The following is an 18,913-nucleotide window of genomic DNA, read 5'->3' as shown; positions in this document are numbered from 1 at the left end:
ACCGACCGCCGCGGGTGGCAGGTCCACCACAACCACGGCCGTCCGTGCCAGGTTTCACCGACCCCAACCGGGCAATGCGACAGCCATGGCCAGACGGTATGGCGGCAACCCCGCCGCGGTGATCATCCTCATCGCCGCAGACATCGCTGCACTCATCCTGATCCTCTGGATCATCTTCTTCGTCCTGGACGCGAACCGCGCCAACGACCTCGTCAACTGGGTCCACCACGCGGCGAACTGGCTCGCGACCTGGTCGAAGGACCTGTTCACCGTCGACAACGCCAAGTGGCGCACTGTCCTCAACTACGGCCTGCCCGCGGCCGTCTACCTGGTCGTCGCCCATGCGATAGCCGGCCGCGTCAACCGCGCCTGACCCGGCACCCGCGCGCCGGTCGTCTACAACGGGGCCTCCTCCTCCACCGGGAGGACCGCGGCGACGCGGAAGCCGCCGCCGTGGGCCGGACCGGAGGCCAGGGAGCCGCCGGCCGCGGCGAGGCGCTCGGTCAGGCCGCGCAGGCCGGTGCCCCTACCGGTGGGCAGGTGGGGGTCGGGCGCGGTGGCCGCGGCGGGGCCGATCCCGTTGTCGGTGATGGTGAGGTGCGCGTGGCCCCCGCCGGTGCGCAGTTCGATGGTGGCCTGCGAGGCGCGGCTGTGCCGTACGACGTTGGTGACGCCCTCGCGGACCACCCAGCCGAGCAGCGCCTCGGTCTGCGGCGGCAGCGGCGGGCCCGACTCCTGGACCACCACCTCGATGTCGGAGGCGGTCAACGCCGAGCGGGCCCGGTCCAGTTCGGTGGACAGGCTGCCCTCGCGGTAGCCGGTGACCGCCTCGCGGATCTCGGTGAGCGCCTGCCGGCCGACCGCCTCGATGTCGGCGACCTGCGCGAGGGCCGCGTCCAGGTCGCGCGGGGCGAGCCGGCGGGCCGCCTCGGACTTCACCACGACCACCGACAGGGTGTGCCCCAGCAGGTCGTGCAGGTCGCGGGAGAACCGCAGCCGTTCCTGCGCGACCGCGGCCCGGGCCAACTCCTGCCGGGTGGAGCGAAGCTGGTCCACCGCCTGGAAGAGCGTGATGATCACCGACACCACCAGCCCGGACAGGAACGTCCCGTACGACAGGCTGGTGGTCGACCAGAAGCTCTCGTGGTGCAGGCCCGAGACGATCCCGGCCGCGGCGCTCGTCGGGATCAGCATCAGGCCCAGGACGCGGCGGCTGCTCGCCACGCTGCCCACGCACAGCGACACCAGCACGAACAGCAGCGCGAAGTTGCCGCCGTAGCCGATCGAGAGCGCCAGGGTGGTCGCGCCCAGGCAGGCCAGCAGGCGCAGCGGCACCGGCCCGGAGCCCAGGCGCGGGCTGAACGCGGAGCGCACGGTCAGCACGTACAGCACGCAGAACACGGCGAGCCCCGCGCCGGCCGGCCAGGGGTTGCCGACCCGGCCGTTGAACAGGTCGCTGGCCGGGCCGACCGCCATCAGCAGCCACGGGATCAGCGCCTTGCCGTCGGGCTTCCTGAGCTGGTCGATCTCGTCCTCGAACCGCTCGGACCGGCGCCACCACATCTTCCTGCGGCACTCCGTGTCCCGGACCGGTTCCGGGTCCGGGCCCGGGCCCGTGGTCATGGCCCGGCCGCCGGCCTGGCTCCGCTTCCGGTGCTGGTCCTGGTCCTGGTCCGGCACGGCGCCGTCCGCCGTGCCGGACGCCTGTCTCGCGTCCACCGCCATCCCCGTCCCCGTCCGGTGTCGCGCCGCGTCGGGTTCGCGCGGCGCCCGCACGTGCGGCGTGGTGGTGGTCATGCGGTACGCGCCCCGCGCCGGTAGGCGAACACCGCGTAACCGGCGAAGACCAGCAGCCAGCCGACGAGCACCGCCACCGTACCCAAACCGGGGCCATGGTGCTCCAGGACGCTCCAGCCCAGGTCGCCGAAGCGGGCGGTGGGCGTCCAGCGGGAGATCGCGCGCAGCCAGGGCGGGAAGGCGCCGGCCGGAATCCACAGCCCGCCGATCACCGAGAGACCCATCATGCAGGCCATGCTCACCACGCCGGTGGCCTGCCCGGTCAGCGCGTAGCCGTTGCCGAGGCCGAGCAGGGTGAAGGGGATGGTGCCCAGCCACAGCAGCACCCCGACCGCGAGCCACTGCCACACCGCCAGCCGCACGCCGTTGACCAGGCCGCCCGCGGCCAGCACCGCCGTGATCGCCGGCAGTACCGTGACGCCCGCGGTCAGCGCCCGACCGGCGACCACCTGCACCGGGTGCAGCGGCGTCACCCGCAACTGCCGCAGCCAGCCGCGCCCGCGGTCCTCCGCGACCCCCGACCCCACCGCGAGCGCCGCGCCCAGCGCCCCGTACGCGGCCATCCCGATCATCGAGTACTGCGCGTAGTCGCCCCTGAAGTCGGCGTCGCCGCCCACCCCGAGGTTGGTGAAGAGCAGGTACATCGCCACCGGCATCACCACGCCCATCACGGCGTACCCGCCGTCCCGCAGCGTGCGGCGCACCTCCAGCCGGACGTACTCCAGCAGCGGCCGCAGGTAGGAGGCGGGGCGGGGGAAGGGCGGACCGTACACCTCGGGCGCAGCCGCGCGCCCCGCAGGCTCGCGCCCCGCCTCCTCGCGCCCCGCCTCCTCGGGCGAGAGCACCCCGGGTACGGGCGCGAGGGCCTTGCCGGGGGCGCTCATCGGGTCACCGCCAGGGAGGTCCCGGAGCCGGCGGCGGAGTCCTTGGGCGTGGCCGGGGCGGCGCCCGAGCCCGAGCCCGAGCCCGGGTCCGGGTGGGCGGTCAGGCTGAGGAACGCCTCCTCCAGGCTCGCCGCCGCAACCTCCAACCGCCGTACCCGGCCCGCCGCGGCGAGCGCGAGCACCGTCGCGTCGGAGTCGGCGCTGCGCAGCACCGCGCGGTCGCCGCGCACCTCGAGCGAGGTCACCCCGGGCAGGTCGCGCAGCCCCGCGCTGCCCCGCCCGGCCAGGTCGAAGGAGACCAGGGTGCCGCCGACCGCCCGCTTGATCTGCTCGCCGCTGCCGTCGGCCACGGTACGGCCCCGGTCGATCACCAGCACCCGGTCCGCGTTCTCGTCCGCCTCCTCCAGGTAATGCGTCGAGAAGACCACGGTGTTGCCGCGCGCCGCGTACCCGCGCATCGAGCGCCAGAAGCCGCGCCGCGCCTCCACGTCCAGCGCGGCGGTCGGCTCGTCCAGCACGATCAGCGCCGGGTTGCCCGCGACGGCCAGCGCGAACCGCAGCCGCTGCGCCTGCCCGCCGGAGAGCTTGTCCACCCGCCGCCCGGCCAACTCCCCGATCCCGGCGAGCGCGAGGGCCTCGGCGACCGGCATCGGCCGCGGGTAGGTGGCGGCGACGAAGCCGACCCACTCGCGGACGGTCACCCGCGGGATCGGGGTGCCGTCCTGGAGCATCGCGCCCACCAGGCCGCCCCTGACCGCGTCCTGCGGCGCCCCGCCGAACAGCCGCACCTCGCCGCCTTCCGGCTGGTCGAGGCCGAGCATCAGCGAGATCGCGGTGGACTTCCCCGCGCCGTTGCGGCCGAGCAGCGCCAGGGTCTGGCCGCGGGCGATGTCCAGGTCGACACCGGCGATCGCGTGCACCGGGCCGAAGTGCTTGTGGACGGCCGAGAACCGTACCGCCGGGGGAGGGGTGGGCGCCGCGGCCGTGGGGCCCGCCGACCGCGCGAGTGAAGAGGTATCCGCCATGTCCATGAAGCTACGGCGGGGTGGCGGCGGCCCGGCAGACGCGAATGTGGTGGGGTGGCCGGGACAAATGTCCTGGGTGCGGCCCGCGCCGGATCAGTAGCCGCGGCGCGCGCGGCGCTTCGCCGCCCGCTCCTCGGCCTTCAACCGGGCCTTCACCTCGGCCTGGGCCCGCGCCTCGGCTTCGGCCACCCGCCGCGTGTCCTCGCTGTCGCGCAGCAACTCCGCGACGGTGAAGCGGCAGACGAAGGAGTAGCCGTTGTCGTACTCGCTCGGTGCGTCACCGCAGACCAGCAGGAAGCCGTCCGCCGTCCGGAACAGCCGGGTCCTGGGAGGGAACCGCATCCGGCGGGGCTGGTAGCTGGTGGCGTGGCTCTCCAGCCGGGCGAGGGCCTCCGCGCGGCTGCCGGTGAACACCTCCAGCACGGTGGTGAGCAGCTCGGTCAGCATGTTGTGGTAGCTCTTGATCCTCGATTCCTCGACGATCAGGCCCCAGCGCTCCGCCATCGCTTCCCCCCGGAATCCGGAATGCGGCATCCGACGGGCCCGCCGGGTGCCATGCCGCGCCGCGCCGGTCCGAGCGGCCGTGCGGACCGCCCGGTCCGCGCTTCGGCACGAGCCGTCGCCCCGCGCCGCCCGTCGAGACGGCGACGGGCGCGGGCGGCGTCAGTCCGACTGTTCGCGGCGGTGCTTGCCGTGCGGCGCCGCCGCCTCGCTGTCCTCCGCCGAGGCCTCACCGCGGTGGCGTCCCGACGTGTCCTCGTCCGTGCTCTGGTGCGCCTGGCTGCGCACGTGATCGGCCCTGGTCGCGTCCGACATCTTCGTGCTCTCCCCGTATACCCACATGACTACGTGCTCACTCGGGATGCTCACCCTGGGTGACCCGGCTGATTCTATCGAGCGTCACGCGACCGGGGTCAGCGGGGCCTTCTGCAGCGGCAGCACCGCGAGCGGGCGGCGGGCCGGCGGAAGGGCGCGGGCCCGCACCACCCGCGGCGCGGGCAGCGCGAGCGGCGCCGGGGCGGCCACCGGCGGCGGGTCGTACGGGTGCAGGGCGGTGGGCGTGGGCAGGTGGAGCGGGGAGCGCGGCAGCCAGCGGGCGGCCGGGCCGAGCCAGTCCGCGGGGGCCGGGCGCCAGTGCAGGCGGCGCTCGCCCGGCCGCCACAGCGCGAGCGACGAGCCGCCGCCGGGCACCGCCGAACGGAAGGCGACCACGCACACCTCGGGGGTGAGGATCTGCCCCGGCTGCGCGGCGACCGGGGAGAGCAGGGCGCCGGCGACCCGCAGGGTGTCGGGGAAGCGCACCGGATGGCGGCTGCCGAGCACGCCCCAGCCGAGCCGGGCCTCACCGGTGGCGTCGCTGCGTACGATCATCAGCCCGCTGTCCGGCTCGGCGAGCAGCAGCCGGTCGTCGCTGTCCTCGGTGAGCTGGAGCAACGGGCTGACCTGGCCGGCGTGCAGGTCGACCACGACCGCCTTCGTCCGCCCGTCCATCTCGCGGTCGAGCGCGAGCAGCCGCCCCGCGCGGTCCAGCCAGGCGCCGCCGGTGCAGCGGCCGGGCACCGTGACGAGGTGGACCGGGCCGCCCCCGCTCCCGCCGCCCGCGTCGCACAGCTGCCACAGCGAGGTCACCCCGCCGCCCGCGTCGTAGCAGGTGGCGAAGGCGCCGAACGGGGCCGGCGGGAGCAGGCGCACGTCGCTGCCGGCGAGCGCGCCGATCCGCTGGGCGCCGGTGCCGGTGCCGGACGGGTAGAGCAGGGACAGGTCGTGGCACACGGTGGCGGGGGTGCCGGGCCCGGCGGCGACGCCGGCGCCCGAGCCGCTGTCCGGGCCGCTGTCCGGGCCGCTGTCCGGGCCGGCGCCGGCCGCCGACGGCTCTTCGTCCGCGCCGCCGTCCCCGCCGCTGCCCCCGATGCCGTTCCCGGTGCGGTCCTTGGCGCCTCCCTCGGCGCCCGCTCCGGATTCCGCTCCGACCGCTGCCCTGCCGGCGATCCCGCCCCCGTTCCAGGCTCCGTTGCCGCCCCCGGTCGCGCCCCCGGTCGCGCCCCCGTTCGCGGCGCCGACCTCGCGCCGCACCAGCACCCGGCCGTCCGGCAGCGGCAGCACCTGCGTGCCCGGCTCCTCCGGCTGCGTGGCGGGCAGCGCCACCGCGTACGGCTCGGGCCCGTCCAGCGACCAGCGTTCGACGTACCAGCCGCCGCCGCCCTCGCCCTCCTCGCTCGGCACGGTCGCCTCCGCGAGGCAGGCCGCGTACGCCCCGTCCGCGCTGATCGTGAAGCCGGTACGGCGTGGCACGTGCGCGGTCGGTGCCGCAGTGGTCGTGGCGGGCGCAACCGGAAGGGCCGGGGCCTGCGGTGTGCCAGTGGTGTCGACGGTCATGTGGGTTCTCCACCTCCAGCTCAGGACCGTACTTTTCGTACTTCATGACGATCAACGTGGCTCAGGGTGTTTCACACGTAAGGGTGTCGCTCCGCGCGAATCGGCGCCGTCATCCGAGCCGTTGTGCTGCGCTGCCCGCTCGCATCCCGGCCGCCCGGCGCGGCGGGTAACCTTCGTAACGTGCCCGCACCCTCTCTCGCCGACGTCCTCGCCGCTCTCGACGCCCTCTGGCCGCCGGAGCTGGCCGAGTCGTGGGACGCCGTCGGCCTGGTCTGCGGAGATCCGTCCGCCGAGGTCACCCGCGTGCTGTTCGCCGTCGACCCGGTCCAGGAGGTCGTCGACGAGGCGGTACGGCTCGGCGCGGACCTGCTCGTCACCCACCACCCGCTGTACCTGCGCGGCACCACCACCGTCGCACCGGTCGGCCCGGCCGGTTTCAAGGGCCGGGTGGTGCACGACCTGATCCGCGGCGGCGTCGCGCTGCTGGTGGCGCACACCAACGCCGACCGGGCCGACCCCGGGGTCTCCGACGCGCTCGCCGCCGCCCTGGACCTGCGCGTCACCGGCCCGCTCGTCCCCGACCCGACCGACCCGGCCGGCCGCCGCGGCCTGGGCCGGCTGTGCGCACTCGACGCGCCGCTGACCCTCGCCGAGTTCGCCGCGCGGGCCGCGCGCGACCTGCCGGGCACCGCCGCCGGCGTGCGGGTGGCCGGCGACCCCGACAGCACCATCCGTACGGTCGCGGTCTGCGGCGGCTCGGGCGACAGCCTGTTCGCCGAGGTCCGCGCGGCCGGCGTCGACGCCTTCCTCACCGCCGACCTGCGGCACCACCCGGCCTCCGAGGCCCGGCAGGCCGGACCGCCCGCGCTGGTGGACGCCGCGCACTGGGCCACCGAGTGGCCCTGGTGCGAGCAGGCCGCCGGCCAGCTCGACGAGATCTCCGACCGGCACGGCTGGAACCTGCGCACCCATGTCTCGCGGGCGGTCACCGACCCGTGGACGATCCACGCGCCCTCCGCCCCGTTGAGCGACCAGGGCGTACCGGATGCCTCCGGTACGCCGGGTCCGGCCGGCCCGCCGAACTCGTCGCCGTCCCCGAATTTCCCTTCCAGCAGCACAGGAGCCCCCCGCTGAACGCCGCGCCCGCCGACCAGATCCGACTTCTCGAAGTCCAGGCCCTCGATGCGCGTATCGCGCAGCTCGACCACAAGCGCCGCAACCTGCCCGAGCACGCCGAGTTGGACCGGCTCGGCGCCGACCTCGCCCAACTCCGCGACCTGCTCGTCGCCGCCCGTACCGAGGAGAGCGACACCGCCCGCGAGCAGACCAAGGCGGAGCAGGACGTCGACCAGGTGCGGCAGCGCTCCGCCCGCGACCAGCAGCGGCTCGACTCCGGCGCGGTCACCTCCCCGAAGGACCTGGAGAACCTCCAGCGCGAGATCGCCTCGCTCGCCAAGCGCCAGTCCGACCTGGAGGACGTCGTGCTGGAGGTGATGGAGCGCCGCGAGAACGCGCAGGAGCGCGGCACCGAACTCGCCGGCCGGGTCGAGTCGTTGGAGGTGAAGGTCGCCGAGGCCGAGCAGCGCAAGACCGCCGCGCTGGAGGGCATCGACGCCGAGGGCTTCACCGTCGCCAAGGAGCGCGAGGTGCTGGCCGCCGCCGTCCCCGACGACCTGCTCAAGCTCTACGACAAGCTCCGCGCCCAGCAGGGCGGGATCGGTGCCGCCCGGCTCTACCAGAAGCGGTGCGAGGGCTGCCGGTTGGAGCTGAACATCACCGAGCTCAACGAAGTCCGGTCCGCTCCGTCCGACACGGTGGTGCGCTGCGAGAACTGCCGGCGGATTCTGGTGCGCACCGCCGACTCCGGTCTGTAGAGCGGTGGTTGCGGCCGAGCCCGACCCCTCGGCCGCGCCCGCGCGCCCGGTCCGGCCGGATCGGGGCGCCCCGGACCTGGGCGCCCCGACCACGTTCGTGCTGCTGCGGCACGGCGAGACGGCACTGACCGGGCAGCAGCGGTTCTCCGGCAGCGGGGGAGGGGACCCGCAGCTGTCGGAACGCGGGCGGGCGCAAGCCGAGCTGGCCGCACAGGAGTTGGCCGGGACGCCGCAGCCGCCGTCGCCGTACGGACCCGACCGCCAGGGCGCGTTCGGGGCGGATGAGCACGGCGCCGTGCGGGCCGTGGTCAGCTCGCCGCTGCTCCGCTGCCGGCAGACCGCCGCCCCGGCCGCCGCACGCCTCGGCCTGGACGTCACCGTCGAGGACGGCCTGCGCGAGACGGACTTCGGCGGCTGGGACGGCCTGACCTTCGCCGAGGCGCGGCAGCGCGACCCCGGCGCGATGACCGCGTGGCTCGCCGACCCGTCCGCCGCCCCGCCCGGCGGCGAGAGCTTCGAGCAGGTCGCCGCCCGGGTCGAGGCCGCCCGCGACGCCCTGCTCGCCGCCCACCGCGGCCGGACCGTCCTGCTGGTCAGCCATGTCACGCCGATCAAGACCCTGGTCCGGCTCGCCCTCGGCGCGCCGCCCGAGGCGCTCTTCCGTATGCACCTGTCCCCGGCGGCGCTGTGCGCGATCGACTACTACGCCGACGGCAACACCTCCGTGCGGTACGTCAACGCGACGGCGCACCTGCGCGGCCTCGACGCCGGGTGAACCGGCTGTGCCTTCACCCGGGCTGCTTCACCCGTGGGTGCTTCAGCCGGGGCTGCTTCACCCCGGGCTGCTTCACCCGTGGGTGCTTCAGCCGGCGAGTGCCGCGGCCTTACGGGCCAGCTCGGTGACCTCGTCCCACGCCTTCGTCCGCAGCGCTTCCTTCGGCAGCATCCACGTGCCGCCGACACAGGCGACGTTGGGCAGCGCGAGGTAGTCCGGTGCGCGGTCGGCGTCGATGCCGCCGGTCGGGCAGAAACGGGCCTGCGGCAGCGGCGACCACAGCGACTTCAGATACGGCGCGCCGCCGGCCGCCTCCGCCGGGAAGAACTTCATGTCGGTCACCCCGCGCTCCAGCAGCCGCAGCACCTCCGAGACCGTGGAGACGCCGGGCAGGTAGGGCAGGCCCGAGCCGCGCATCGCGTCCACCAGCCGCTCGGTCCAGCCCGGGCTGACCAGGAACCGCGCGCCCGCCGCTTCCGCGGCCGCGACCTGGTCCGGGTCGCGCAGGGTGCCCGCGCCGACCACCGCGTCCGGGACTTCGTGGGCGATCGCGGCGATCGAGTCCAGCGCGGCAGGGGTGCGCAGGGTCACCTCGATCGCCCGCAGGCCCCCGGCCACCAGCGCGCGTGCGAGCGGCACGGCGTCCCGTGCGTCCTCCAGCACGACCACGGGGATGACGGGAGCGAGGTCGAGAACGGTATCCATGCGGTCATCCTGGACCGGGGCGACCAGCTCGTGCAACGGCCGTTGCACGCGTTGCAACGGTGCCGCATCCGCCCGGGCGGCCCGGCGCCGTCGGCTCCCGGACCACGAGGGCGCGGCACGCGGGCGCGGACCGTGGCTCCAACGGCGAGGCGCCGTAAGGGGTCAGCGGAGGAGGACGTCCAGTTGGGGGCCGTTGCCCGGGTGTTCGACCTCGAACCCGAGGCCGCGGAGTGCGGCCGCGAGGGCGGAGGGCGTTTTCGGGTCGGCCCCTTCCGTGAGGAGGGCGCGCAGCAAGGTGCCCTTGGTCGCCTTGTTGAAGTGGCTGACCACGGACCGTTTCTCCACGCCGGCCACGACCGTCACCTGGAGCACGCGGACCGTCGCCGTACGGCTCGCCAGGGCGGCCGGGGGCTTCCAGGCGGCCGCGTAAGCGGAGGAGCGCAGGTCGAGGACGAGCCCGCGGCCCGCCACCTCGGGCAGGACGTCGTCGAGGTGCGGCCGCCAGTACCCGGCGAGCCCGCCCGTACCCGGCAGCCGTACTCCCATGGAGCAGCGGTAGGAGGGCACGCGGTCGGCGAGCCGCAGGGCGCCCCACAACCCGGAGAAGACCAGCACCGAGCGCCGGGCCCGCCGCAGCGCCGCCGGATCGAGGGTGGCCAGGCCGAGCGCGTCGTACAGCACCCCGGTGTAGAGGTCGGCGGCGGGCAGCGTGGGCGCGGTGCGCAGCCGTGCGTTCTTGGCGATCTCGCCGTGCAGCCCGGGAGTGAGCCCGAGCACCTCGGCCGCCTTGCCGCCGTCCTCGCCGGCCCCCTCGCACAGGCGCACCAGCTCGTCGAGCACGGCCGCGCGCGCGTCGGTCAGCGCGGGCAGCGACAGCCGGTCGAGCGCGAGTGGCCGCCCCCGTACGGCGGTTGCCTTCCCCTCGGACGGCGGCAGCAGGACGAGCACGGCTTCTCCCTACACGTTCACGACACGTTCCCAGTGATGTTCGCCCGGCCGCCGCGGGCGGCCGACCCGCAGCAGCCTACGGCCCCGGTGAGCGGCTAGGATGAGCCGTACGGCAGACGAGCCGGGCGGACGGTCGCGTCGGATCACCTGTGATCCGCCGAGGAAGGTCCGGGCTCCACAGGGCAAGGTGGTGGCTAACGGCCACCCGGGGTGACCCGCGGGACAGTGCCACAGAAAACAGACCGCCGGGGATCTCGGTCCCCGGTAAGGGTGAAACGGTGGTGTAAGAGACCACCAGTGCCCAGGGTGACCTGGGCAGCTAGGTAAACCCCACCTGGAGCAAGGTCAAGAGGGCGCCATAGGAATATGGCCCCGCGCGGACGTTCGAGGGCTGCCCGCCCGAGTTCGCGGGTAGACCGCACGAGGCTGTCGGCAACGGCAGCCCTAGATGGATGGCCGTCTCCCGGCCGGCCGCGAGGCTGTCCGGCGACAGAACCCGGCCTAGAGCCCGACTCGTCTGCCGCTCCCCCTCCAGCTCAGGCCCCGGCCCGGGGCGCGTCGAGCCGGCCGGCCGTCGTACGGGCCGCCGCGCACCCGAGCCCCGAACGCGCCGAGCTTCCGCCGCGAACGGACGCGCGGCGGAAGCTCAGCGGTCGTGCCTACCTGCCGGCGCACCAGGGCCGAGCAGGATTCCGGGTGCGGCTCAGGGCACCACGACGATCTTCTTGCCGGGCGAGGACGCCTGTGCCTCCCACGCCTGGGTGGCTTCCGCCAGCGGATACGTGGCGGTCGGCAGCTCGAACGAGCCCGCCGCGGCCAGGGCCGCGACGCGGTTGTAGGCGGCGAACGCGTCGGCCGGTTTCGCCGTCGTGCCGCTGAAGCCGATGAGGGTCAACTGCGCGGAGCGGAGCATCTCGACGCGGAAGGCGGTCTCGTCACCGGCCGCCGCGCCCACGTTCAGGTAGCGCCCGCCCGGTTGCAGGCAGGCCAGTGCCGGCACTCCCCAAGGACCCCACAGCGGGTCGACGACCAGGTCCACCGGGCCGCCGAGTGCGGCCAACTGCTCGGACAGCGGCTGGTCGCCGAGGACCACCACACCGTCGGCGTCGCGGACCTGGGCAAGGCGCTCGGGGTTCCGGCCGGCCGCGATGACGCGCTTGGCACCGGCCAGCTTCGCGAGCTGGACGAAGGACGCCCCGAAGGGACCGGTCGCTCCCAGGACCAGGACGCTCTCGCCCGCCTGGAGGTCCGCCTTGCGCAGCGACAGATCCGCGCCGGCGCCCACCGCGCCGATCGCCGCGGCGGGGACGCTGTCCAGCCCGTCCGGGACCGGGATGCAGGCCGCGCGCTCGGTCACCAGGAGTTCGGCCAGACCGCCGTTGACGCCCGGCGCGAGGCCGGCGGGAACGGTGGCGTGCACGCGAAGGCCCTGGTCGGGTCCGGCCACGATCGTGCCGACCACCTCGAAGCCGGGAACGTAGGGGACCTTCGGCGGCCCGGCGCGGTGGTGCCCCTCCGCGACGTGCAGGTCGATCGAGTTCAGAGCCGTCGCCTCGACCTGGACGACCACCTGCGTCTCGGTGGCCGGCGACGGGTCGTCGAGGGAGGTGGCATGCGGCGCGGCGCCGACCTTGTCAATTACTGCCGCTTTCATCGCTGCAGCTCCTTCCCGGCGGTGGCGACGTAAGGGGTGTCAAAACTGCGGCTGCCGTTGTCATACGCGATCAGTTGAGTAGATCTCGGGATCGTGGGCATGAGCGGGAGCGTAGCACGTGACCGACCGGTCGGTCACTGATATGACCGGAAACGGCCCCTGGTGACCGGCGGGCTTATACTCCGAGGTTATGGCAGCAGGAGTGCAGATGCCCGGAGCGTTGCAGACACGTGAGGCGTTGCTCGACGCCGGCGCGGCGCTGGCGGAGGAGCACGGCCTGGCGGGCGTCAGCGTGAACATGGTGGTCGCGCGGGCGGGGGTGGCCAAGGGCACCTTCTACGTGCACTTCAAGGACCGCTCGTCGTTCGTCGACGCCATGCACGAACGTTTCCACGCACGGGTGCAGGCCGCTGTCGACGAGGCGATCGCGGGGCTGGCGCCCGGCGCCGAGCGGATCTTCCGCAGTACCGAGGCGTATCTCGACGTCTCGCTCGCGAACCGGGGTGTCAAGGCCCTGGCGCTCGAAGCCCGTTCGGACCCCAACGTGCAGGGTTCGATGGCGGCCCGCCGCGAGCGGCTGGCGGCGGCGGGAGTGGCCGACCTGAGGGTCATGGGCTGGGACGACGCCGAAGCCGCGGCCCAACTGCTCGCGGCGATGACCCGGGAGATCTCGGTGCTGGAGTTCGACGCCGGACGTCCGCTGTCGGCGTCGCGGCGCGTGCTTAAACGGTTCCTCGGGATCTGACACCGGGCCGGCGTTCGCACCGGCCCGCACCCGGCCGGGCGGGCAACCGACCTGCCGTGCCTTCGCGTTCACCCCCGCGCCCCGCCGGTGCACCTCCGCGCCGCTATTGTCGAACAACAATTCGGCAGGAAAACGGAAGGCAAAGTTCCGGAATAGCAATGGGCGAAAAAGGGAAAAGTAATGGTCAATCACGAGGGGTTTCCCGCGCTATCACGACGGCCTCACCGAACCTGCCGAAAGTGGACGAAAGCTCAAGGTCTTGCTCTCCGGTGTCTGGATACATGGCGTAGCGAATGCTACGGACGGTGATTTCCGTCCGGCCTGTCTCCTATCGGTCGGGATGCCGTAAAGCGACCAGGTCGGTGGCGGGGTGTCCTGCGACGCAACCGAGGATAGGGATGGCGCCCAATCCGCCTGCGCGTGGCAAGCATGCCACCTTGGCCGATGCCAGTACCTGCGGGGGTCCATTAGTTTACACATCGGTTACAGAAATATTCGCCGACGGTCGCCGGCGGGGTGAACAGGAAAAACCCTAGACTTACGCCGGCGTCGGAAAGTCGGTTTGAGGCAGGGCTGGTTTTCGCGCTTTTCGTATGGGAGGCTGGGGCGATAAGCGACGGAACCTTAGCTCAGCGCGCGGGGAGGCGAAATCGTGTCGGCAAGACAAGATGCGCTCACTGAGACGAGTTCTTGCTCATTTGAGCAGGCTGACGACGCATACACGCTCTGGTCGCTGTTCGACAACTCGTCCGCACGCATTGCGCACTTGGATCTTGAGCTACGTCTGATGGGGAGCAATGCCGGCTTCGCCGACGTGTTCGGGCTGTCGGTCGAGGAGCTCCCGGGCGTTCCCCTCGTCGACCTGGTGCACGCGCGTGTCAAGGACACCCTGACGCGGCGACTGCTCTCGCTGGCGCGTGGTGAGCGGAGCCGGTTCAGCGACCGGATCGCGACCTTGACCAGCACCGGTAGGACCTGCACCGAGCTGACCGGGATCGCGGTGACGGACGACGCGGGGCGTATCGACTCGCTGGTCGTCCTGCTGGAGTTGGAGCCGGAGGCCGCGGCCGACGCGGCCGAGCCCGCTCCGACCGATGCGAGAAAGCCGCTGACCAGAATGGAAGCCCAGGTGCTGGAGGGCGTGGCAGCCGGGATGTCCACTGTGCAGCTCGCTTCGAAGCTTTTTCTGAGCCGGGGCGGAGTCGAGTATCACGTCAGCGCGCTGATGAAGAACCTCGAAGCGGCCAATCGGTCGGAACTGGTATCCCGAGCCTATTCGATCGGGCTGTTCAGTGCGGGCAGTTGGCCGCCGCAAGTCCTGGATTTCGTCGAGTAGCGCCTCCGGGCCAGGGCGGAAATCCGTCGCCCCGCGTTCCCCGAAAGGGTCGGTGGCCTGGCCACTTGCCGGTGGCAGCGGAGCGCGGCGAGAGCGGGATCGCGCCAGGCGTCCGCGGTCGGTCCGGCGAGGGCGAACGGGCACGGCTTCGGGCCGAGCGGGCGCCGTGATCACGCTGGGGCACGATGAGTTCGTCGTCACGGGCAGTGCCACTTGCGGCCGGTGCGAACCCGATCCACTCTCTTCGCAGGCGGGCTGGACAACTGCTGGAGGGTAATCATCCTGAAGGAATGCATCCGATCCATGACGGTGTATGAAACCTGCGGGCCGGCCGGCCGTGCCGATCGGGGGCGGCGTCCGCGGCGTGCCGGCGAAGGCGCGACGGACAGCCTCGAAGGCTCCGATGTCGGGCCGATAGGTGGAGCCGGGACGGGAGCGCGCCGCGAGCCGGCCCGGCACACCGTGAAGGAACGCGGACGAGGCCATCAAAAGCGCGCCCCCCGGCTCGCTTTCGGCATTCTTTCCCGCGCGAACCCCGCCGATCCGGCCCATTCGCCAGGCCGGCCTGGCCGGAATTCGACGAATCCGCGTGCGGCCCCCGACCGCCCGGGGACGCGCGGAGTCCGGCTCGACCGATTTCCCGTGACGAGGGAACCGGGACCGATGCACCAGACGTCACCCAAAGGGACATGTCGGGTGAGATCGACGTCGCGGCCGGGCCGGCGAGGAAAGCCCCCCGACGGGATCTCGCGCACCCCGGAAGAGGTCACGAGACACCGCAACGCCACGACAGTCATCGCGTCACCTTCGTTCATTGAGCCAGTACGGGGAGAAGCAATGAGAGAGGCAGTCGTCTCCGGGGTCGGCACGGGGAGCCAACGGGAGGTTCTCAGGTCGCTGTTCGAGCGGTCCGGCATGTGTCTGGCGAGGTTAGACAGTGGCTTCCGGTTAGTGGAGGTCAACGCGGACTTCTCCCGCCAGTTCGGCTGCCTGCCCGCGGAGCTCGGCGGGCGCAGCTTCTCCGACCTGCTGCACGCCGACGTCCGCACCCAGGTCAGCCAGCAGTTCGCCAGGCTGCTCGCTGCCCAGGGGTCCCGTTTCACCGAGCCGACGATCGAGTTCCACCAGAAGGACTCGACCGTCTTCAGCGCCGAGTTGACCGGCTTCGCCGTCCGCAGCGAGAGCAGCCGTACCGACGGCCTGATGGCCCTGGTATGTCCTCAGGGAGGCAGCAGGACGGCCCGGTCGCCCGCGAGCCACCGGCCGGTGCTGACCGACATCGAGGCGCGCATCCTGGAGGGTGTGGCCCTCGGTGTGTCGACGGTGAACCTGGCCTCCATGCTCTATCTGAGCCGGGGCGGCATCGGATACCACATCGACAACCTGATGCGTAAGCTCAAGGTCAAGAACCGGCCGGCGGTGGTCTCGAAGGCGTACGCCATGGGCTTGATCCGCCCGGGCTGGCCGCCCCGCGTCTACCTCGACTGACTGCCTGCTCACAGCCGGGTCAGCTCAGTTGGGCCGGGATCGCGTTCTTGCTCGGGCGCAGCATCACGTAGGTGAAGAAGATGCCCACCGCGACGAGGGCGGTCGCCACCCACAGGCCGATGTGGTAGCCGCTGAGGAACGCGTGCGACGGGGACGAGCCGGACCGCAGCTCGGAGTTCTGCTTGGACCGCAGTGTCGCACCGATGATCGTGATGCCGAGCAGCCCGGCCACCTCGCGGGCGTCGTTGAGCAGTGCCGAGGCGACGCCTGCTTGTGCCTCCGGGGTGTTCTGCATCACGGCGTTGGTCATGGGCACGTTCATGATGCCCATGCCGCCGCCGAGCACGATGAGGCAGGGCAGCAGCGAGGCGAAGGTCGCGTGCTCGTTGTGCATGTTGAGCATGATGAGGCCGACCGTCATCATCACCATGCCGAGCGAGACGGTGCGGAAGCCGCCGATCCAGCCCTCCATCAGCGTGGAGAAGCCGGCGAACGCGGCCAGCGCGAACGCCATCGGGACGAACAGCAGGCCCGCCTTCGACGGGGAGAAGCCGAGGACGTTCTGCAGGTACATCGAGGTGAAGAAGTAGATGGCCAGGCCGCCGAACGCCCAGATCATCTGGGTGCTGATGCCGCCGGTGAACTGGCGGATGCGGAACAGCCGCAGGTTCACCATGGGTTCCACGGCGCGCGCCTCGATCGCGAAGAAGACCACGGTGGCGATCGCGGCGACGACGAACGCGGTGACGATCTTCGCCGAGCTCCAGCCCGCGTCGTTGCCCTCGATCAGCGCGTAGGTGATGGTGAACAGGGCGATCGCGGACGTGACCAGGCCACCGACGTCCAGGCTCAGTTTCGACTCGGACGCCCTGGACTCGCGGACCGTCTTGACGCTCATCGCGAGCGTCACCACGCCGATCGGGACGTTGATCAGGAAGATCCAGCCCCAGCGGATGTTCTGGGTGATCAGGCCGCCGGTCACCGGGCCGAGGGCGAGGCCGACGGCGGCGCTCACGGTCCACAGGCCGATCGCGCTGGTGCGCTCCTTCAGATCGGTGAAGGTGGAGGTGATGATGGCCAGGGTGGCCGGCGTCAACAGGGCCGCGCCGACGCCCTGTACGGCCCGGCTCCCGATGAGGACGCCGCCGTTGCCGGCCAGGCCCGCCGACAGCGAGGAGAGCGTGAAGATGATCAGGCCGATCATGTACAGCCGGCGGCGGCCGAAGGCGTCGGCGAGGCGGCCGCCGGCCAGCAGCAGTCCGGCCAGGGTGAGCAGGTAGCTGCTCACGATCCACTCCAGGCCGGCTTCCGACAGGTGCAGGCTGCGCTGGATCGTGGGAATCGCGACGTTGATGACGTTCAGGTCCAGATAGGTCATGAACGTCGCCAGGCTGACCGCCAGCAAGGACCACCAGCGCAGCGGGTCAGGGGGTTCTTGGAGTGCTCCAGTGTCTTCTACCTGGTCGCTTGCCGACTCCATGCTTGATGTCACAGCGCCTGCCCCTTCTGTGTCGAGTCTTCGCTGCTCTTGCGCTGTTCTCGTCTTTTATTTTTTGAGTATTTATCGCGACCCAAAGGCCCTGACGGGCCGATATCCTTGGGCGCGTTTCTCCTTGGCGGCCCCACGGACTATACCATGTGACCGACCGGTCGGTCACAGTGTGTAGAGCACGGATACCGCGTCCGCCGGGACGACTTCGCGCCCGGCGCCGGATGAGAGCACCGAACCCCACGGGCTTCTCCAAGCCCGTGGGGTTCGACCTCGATGAATAACCTCGGCTGTTTCGTTTGTCAGATGGGCAGGAAGCGGCCGGTACGGGCGATGTACTCGCGGTACTCGCCACCGAACTCGGAGGCGGACAGCCGCTTCTCCTCCCGCATCGCGGTCGCGGTCAGCCGGCCGATCGCGTAGAGCAGCGGCAGCAGGGTGCCGAGGTGCGGGAACATCGCGAAGGCGCCGAGGAACCCGAGCAGGAACGACGAGTAGAAGGGGTGCCGGATCTTCGAGTACGCGCCGTACGTCACGATCGACACCGGCGCGTCGTCCTCCTGGTGCCACAACGCGAGCGGTACGCGGTGGGTGCCGAGCGTGAAGAACATCAGCGCGATCGAGCCGCCGGCGAGCACGGCGCCGATCGCGGTGAGCGTCGTCACCGCCTTGCCCATGCTGATCCACGAGTGCCAGTGGGCCAGCCGCGCGGCTATCAGGAACGGGGGGACGACGAAGAAGGGGGCCCCGGTCAGCCACCAACCGAGGTTGAAGCTGCCGCCCTTGAAGAAGATCCGGGGCAGCACTCCGATGACCACGAAGTCGGCGAGCACCAGGACCATGACAGGAACGTTCACTGACTATCAGCCTCCGAGATCGAACGGGTACCGGCCGGCGCGGCGGCCGGCCGGGGTGGGGTGGTCATGCGGCGGATTCCTGCAGCAGCTTGACGAGTTCGTCGAGGCTGTCGATCTCGCGGAGGCGGGCCTGGGTGAAGACGGCGTCGAACTCCTCCTGGAGGTCGACGATCATCTCGACCAGCATGAAGCTGTCGGCTGCCAGGTCCTTGATCAGGGTCTGCGGGGTGAGGTCGCTCTCGGGTACGCGCAGTACCCCGGCGACGCGGGTGGCCACGGTCTCGAAGCTGATCGTGTTGGCGGGCATGGGCTCCCTCGAAAGGCTGGCGGCGACTGTGAGCCAGCCGCCGAGGTGTCGGGCCGAAACGTGGTGGTAAGCCGGGTCGTCTGCCCGGTAGTCGCGGAGCATCCGGGTCGCGTTGGCCGGGTCGGCCTTGAACATGGCCTCCTTGACCGTCCACAGCCGCAGCAGGTCGTCGTGGGGCTCGTCGTCCCGCAGGTAGAACCGCGCCGTCGCCGGGCGGACCGGCTGGTCGTGTTCGAGGTCGACGCCGACGCCGGCGGCCGAGCCGCCGACGAGGACCGCGGCCACCCCGGCGCGATCGGTGTGCGTGACCGAGGCGCGCGGGTGCGGGAAGCGGTAGCCGGCCGGGTCACCGGGCAGGCCGGCCACCGCCGCCGCGATCCGCAGCGCCTGCCGGCCGGCGCGGGGCCGGTTCACCGTCGCGACCAGTACCCGGATCACTGGTTGGCGAAGCGTTCTTCGAATTCGGCCATGGCCTTGCCGTAGATCTCGACGTCGGCGGCGGTGTAGCGGGCGAGGGTGTCCTCGATCTCCTGCTTGCCGTAGCGTTCTTCCATGCTTTGCAGGGCTTCGCGGACGTAGCGCACGTGCCAGCGTTCGTCGAGCATGATCTTCTCGATGGTGGCGCGGACGGGTGCGGGGGTGTTCTCCTCGCG

Annotated in this window: 19 protein-coding genes, 1 other RNA gene and 1 pseudogene; 8 read left to right on the top strand and 13 right to left on the bottom strand. The window is 72.1% G+C overall.

Translation table 11 applies throughout. The annotated features are described in order from the left end of the window. The first annotated feature begins 85 nt into the window (after nt 1-85). Nucleotides 86-373: a hypothetical protein gene (locus tag AB0399_RS18465; protein ID WP_329369864.1), complete on the top strand. Its 288-nt coding sequence runs from the start codon at nt 86-88 to the stop codon at nt 371-373. Between the two features lie 23 nt (nt 374-396). Here the strand turns inward: AB0399_RS18465 and AB0399_RS18460 are convergent, their stop codons facing one another. The 6 genes from AB0399_RS18460 to AB0399_RS18435 all read right to left on the bottom strand — a co-directional run bounded on the left by AB0399_RS18460 (nt 397) and on the right by AB0399_RS18435 (nt 6,082). Then, entirely contained in the window at nt 397-1,797 is a 1,401-nt protein-coding gene (locus AB0399_RS18460) for a sensor histidine kinase (RefSeq protein ID WP_366412022.1), read from the bottom strand. Further along, a complete protein-coding gene (locus AB0399_RS18455) occupies nt 1,794-2,525 on the bottom strand; it encodes an ABC transporter permease (RefSeq protein WP_329374338.1) in 732 nt (243 codons plus the stop codon). The genes AB0399_RS18460 and AB0399_RS18455 overlap by 4 nt, the downstream gene beginning before the upstream one ends. 152 nt (nt 2,526-2,677) lie before the next feature. Continuing rightward, nucleotides 2,678-3,706, bottom strand: coding sequence for an ABC transporter ATP-binding protein (locus AB0399_RS18450; protein WP_366412021.1), 1,029 nt, complete (start codon nt 3,704-3,706; stop codon nt 2,678-2,680). A 93-nt stretch (nt 3,707-3,799) separates the two neighbouring features. After that, nucleotides 3,800-4,210, bottom strand: coding sequence for a hypothetical protein (locus tag AB0399_RS18445; protein ID WP_366412020.1), 411 nt, complete (start codon nt 4,208-4,210; stop codon nt 3,800-3,802). Between the two features lie 159 nt (nt 4,211-4,369). Continuing rightward, nucleotides 4,370-4,522, bottom strand: a complete 153-nt coding sequence (locus AB0399_RS18440) for a hypothetical protein (protein ID WP_366412019.1) — start codon at nt 4,520-4,522, stop codon at nt 4,370-4,372. 84 nt (nt 4,523-4,606) lie between these two features. After that, nucleotides 4,607-6,082: a hypothetical protein gene (locus AB0399_RS18435; RefSeq protein WP_366412018.1), complete on the bottom strand. Its 1,476-nt coding sequence runs from the start codon at nt 6,080-6,082 to the stop codon at nt 4,607-4,609. A gap of 180 nt (nt 6,083-6,262) precedes the next feature. Between AB0399_RS18435 and AB0399_RS18430 the strand changes: the two genes are divergently transcribed. The 3 genes and pseudogenes from AB0399_RS18430 to AB0399_RS18420 form a co-directional block, all read left to right on the top strand. Beyond that, entirely contained in the window at nt 6,263-7,216 is a 954-nt protein-coding gene (locus AB0399_RS18430; RefSeq protein ID WP_366412017.1) for a Nif3-like dinuclear metal center hexameric protein, read from the top strand. Further along, nucleotides 7,213-7,956, top strand: a complete 744-nt coding sequence (locus tag AB0399_RS18425; RefSeq protein ID WP_328474038.1) for a C4-type zinc ribbon domain-containing protein — start codon at nt 7,213-7,215, stop codon at nt 7,954-7,956. Before AB0399_RS18430 ends, AB0399_RS18425 begins: the two co-directional genes overlap by 4 nt. Before the next feature lie 67 nt (nt 7,957-8,023). Beyond that, nucleotides 8,024-8,731: pseudogene (locus AB0399_RS18420) on the top strand (histidine phosphatase family protein); the annotation flags it as partial. Between the two features lie 87 nt (nt 8,732-8,818). Here AB0399_RS18420 and eda read toward each other — a convergent pair. Beyond that, the gene (gene eda / locus AB0399_RS18415; protein ID WP_366412016.1) at nt 8,819-9,436 is read right to left on the bottom strand and encodes a bifunctional 4-hydroxy-2-oxoglutarate aldolase/2-dehydro-3-deoxy-phosphogluconate aldolase; all 618 of its coding nucleotides are present in this window, start codon (nt 9,434-9,436) and stop codon (nt 8,819-8,821) included. A gap of 162 nt (nt 9,437-9,598) precedes the next feature. After that, nucleotides 9,599-10,384, bottom strand: coding sequence for a peroxide stress protein YaaA (gene yaaA, locus AB0399_RS18410; protein WP_366412015.1), 786 nt, complete (start codon nt 10,382-10,384; stop codon nt 9,599-9,601). Nucleotides 10,385-10,501: 117 nt separating this feature from the next. Between yaaA and rnpB the strand changes: the two genes are divergently transcribed. Further along, nucleotides 10,502-10,904: RNase P RNA component class A (rnpB, locus tag AB0399_RS18405), an RNA gene on the top strand. Nucleotides 10,905-11,087: 183 nt separating this feature from the next. Here the strand turns inward: rnpB and AB0399_RS18400 are convergent. Next, nucleotides 11,088-12,038 (bottom strand): zinc-binding dehydrogenase, encoded by a 951-nt coding sequence (locus AB0399_RS18400; RefSeq protein WP_329369882.1) that lies wholly within the window; start codon nt 12,036-12,038, stop codon nt 11,088-11,090. A 190-nt stretch (nt 12,039-12,228) separates the two neighbouring features. Here AB0399_RS18400 and AB0399_RS18395 point away from each other — a divergent pair, with 190 nt between their 5' ends. From AB0399_RS18395 to AB0399_RS18385, 3 genes are all read left to right on the top strand, one after another. Beyond that, a complete protein-coding gene (locus AB0399_RS18395; RefSeq protein WP_328463525.1) occupies nt 12,229-12,783 on the top strand; it encodes a TetR/AcrR family transcriptional regulator in 555 nt (184 codons plus the stop codon). A gap of 652 nt (nt 12,784-13,435) precedes the next feature. After that, entirely contained in the window at nt 13,436-14,119 is a 684-nt protein-coding gene (locus tag AB0399_RS18390; protein WP_329369884.1) for a LuxR C-terminal-related transcriptional regulator, read from the top strand. A gap of 303 nt (nt 14,120-14,422) precedes the next feature. Continuing rightward, on the top strand, nt 14,423-15,607 hold the full coding sequence (locus tag AB0399_RS18385) for a PAS domain S-box protein (RefSeq protein WP_366412014.1): 1,185 nt from the start codon (nt 14,423-14,425) through the stop codon (nt 15,605-15,607). Between the two features lie 19 nt (nt 15,608-15,626). Here AB0399_RS18385 and AB0399_RS18380 read toward each other — a convergent pair whose 3' ends face one another. The 4 genes from AB0399_RS18380 to AB0399_RS18365 all read right to left on the bottom strand — a co-directional run. After that, nucleotides 15,627-17,099: an MFS transporter gene (locus tag AB0399_RS18380; protein WP_329369888.1), complete on the bottom strand. Its 1,473-nt coding sequence runs from the start codon at nt 17,097-17,099 to the stop codon at nt 15,627-15,629. Between the two features lie 299 nt (nt 17,100-17,398). Further along, nucleotides 17,399-17,953: an isoprenylcysteine carboxylmethyltransferase family protein gene (locus tag AB0399_RS18375; RefSeq protein ID WP_329369890.1), complete on the bottom strand. Its 555-nt coding sequence runs from the start codon at nt 17,951-17,953 to the stop codon at nt 17,399-17,401. Nucleotides 17,954-18,017: 64 nt separating this feature from the next. Beyond that, nucleotides 18,018-18,698 (bottom strand): phosphopantetheine-binding protein, encoded by a 681-nt coding sequence (locus AB0399_RS18370; protein ID WP_329369892.1) that lies wholly within the window; start codon nt 18,696-18,698, stop codon nt 18,018-18,020. Next, nucleotides 18,695-18,913: hypothetical protein (locus AB0399_RS18365; protein WP_366412013.1), on the bottom strand; the 219-nt coding region annotated here is incomplete at its 5' end. The genes AB0399_RS18365 and AB0399_RS18370, both read right to left, overlap by 4 nt.

Source organism: Streptomyces sp. NPDC088194, from assembly GCF_040702025.1.
Lineage (GTDB): Bacteria > Actinomycetota > Actinomycetes > Streptomycetales > Streptomycetaceae > Actinacidiphila.
Note: the sequence above shows the minus strand (reverse complement) of the source record. Positions and strands in the feature narration are given on the sequence as shown.

Bases quoted from the DNA above. Each gene is read 5' to 3' on its own strand.
- AB0399_RS18465 (WP_329369864.1), top strand. From the start codon at position 86: ATGGCCAGACGGTATGGCGGCAACCCCGCCGCGGTGATCATCCTCATC.
- AB0399_RS18460 (WP_366412022.1), bottom strand. From the start codon at position 1,797: ATGACCACCACCACGCCGCACGTGCGGGCGCCGCGCGAACCCGACGCG.
- AB0399_RS18450 (WP_366412021.1), bottom strand. From the start codon at position 3,706: ATGGCGGATACCTCTTCACTCGCGCGGTCGGCGGGCCCCACGGCCGCG.
- AB0399_RS18445 (WP_366412020.1), bottom strand. From the start codon at position 4,210: ATGGCGGAGCGCTGGGGCCTGATCGTCGAGGAATCGAGGATCAAGAGC.
- AB0399_RS18440 (WP_366412019.1), bottom strand. From the start codon at position 4,522: ATGTCGGACGCGACCAGGGCCGATCACGTGCGCAGCCAGGCGCACCAG.
- AB0399_RS18435 (WP_366412018.1), bottom strand. From the start codon at position 6,082: ATGACCGTCGACACCACTGGCACACCGCAGGCCCCGGCCCTTCCGGTT.
- eda (WP_366412016.1), bottom strand. From the start codon at position 9,436: ATGGATACCGTTCTCGACCTCGCTCCCGTCATCCCCGTGGTCGTGCTG.
- AB0399_RS18400 (WP_329369882.1), bottom strand. From the start codon at position 12,038: ATGAAAGCGGCAGTAATTGACAAGGTCGGCGCCGCGCCGCATGCCACC.
- AB0399_RS18395 (WP_328463525.1), top strand. From the start codon at position 12,229: ATGGCAGCAGGAGTGCAGATGCCCGGAGCGTTGCAGACACGTGAGGCG.
- AB0399_RS18385 (WP_366412014.1), top strand. From the start codon at position 14,423: ATGACGGTGTATGAAACCTGCGGGCCGGCCGGCCGTGCCGATCGGGGG.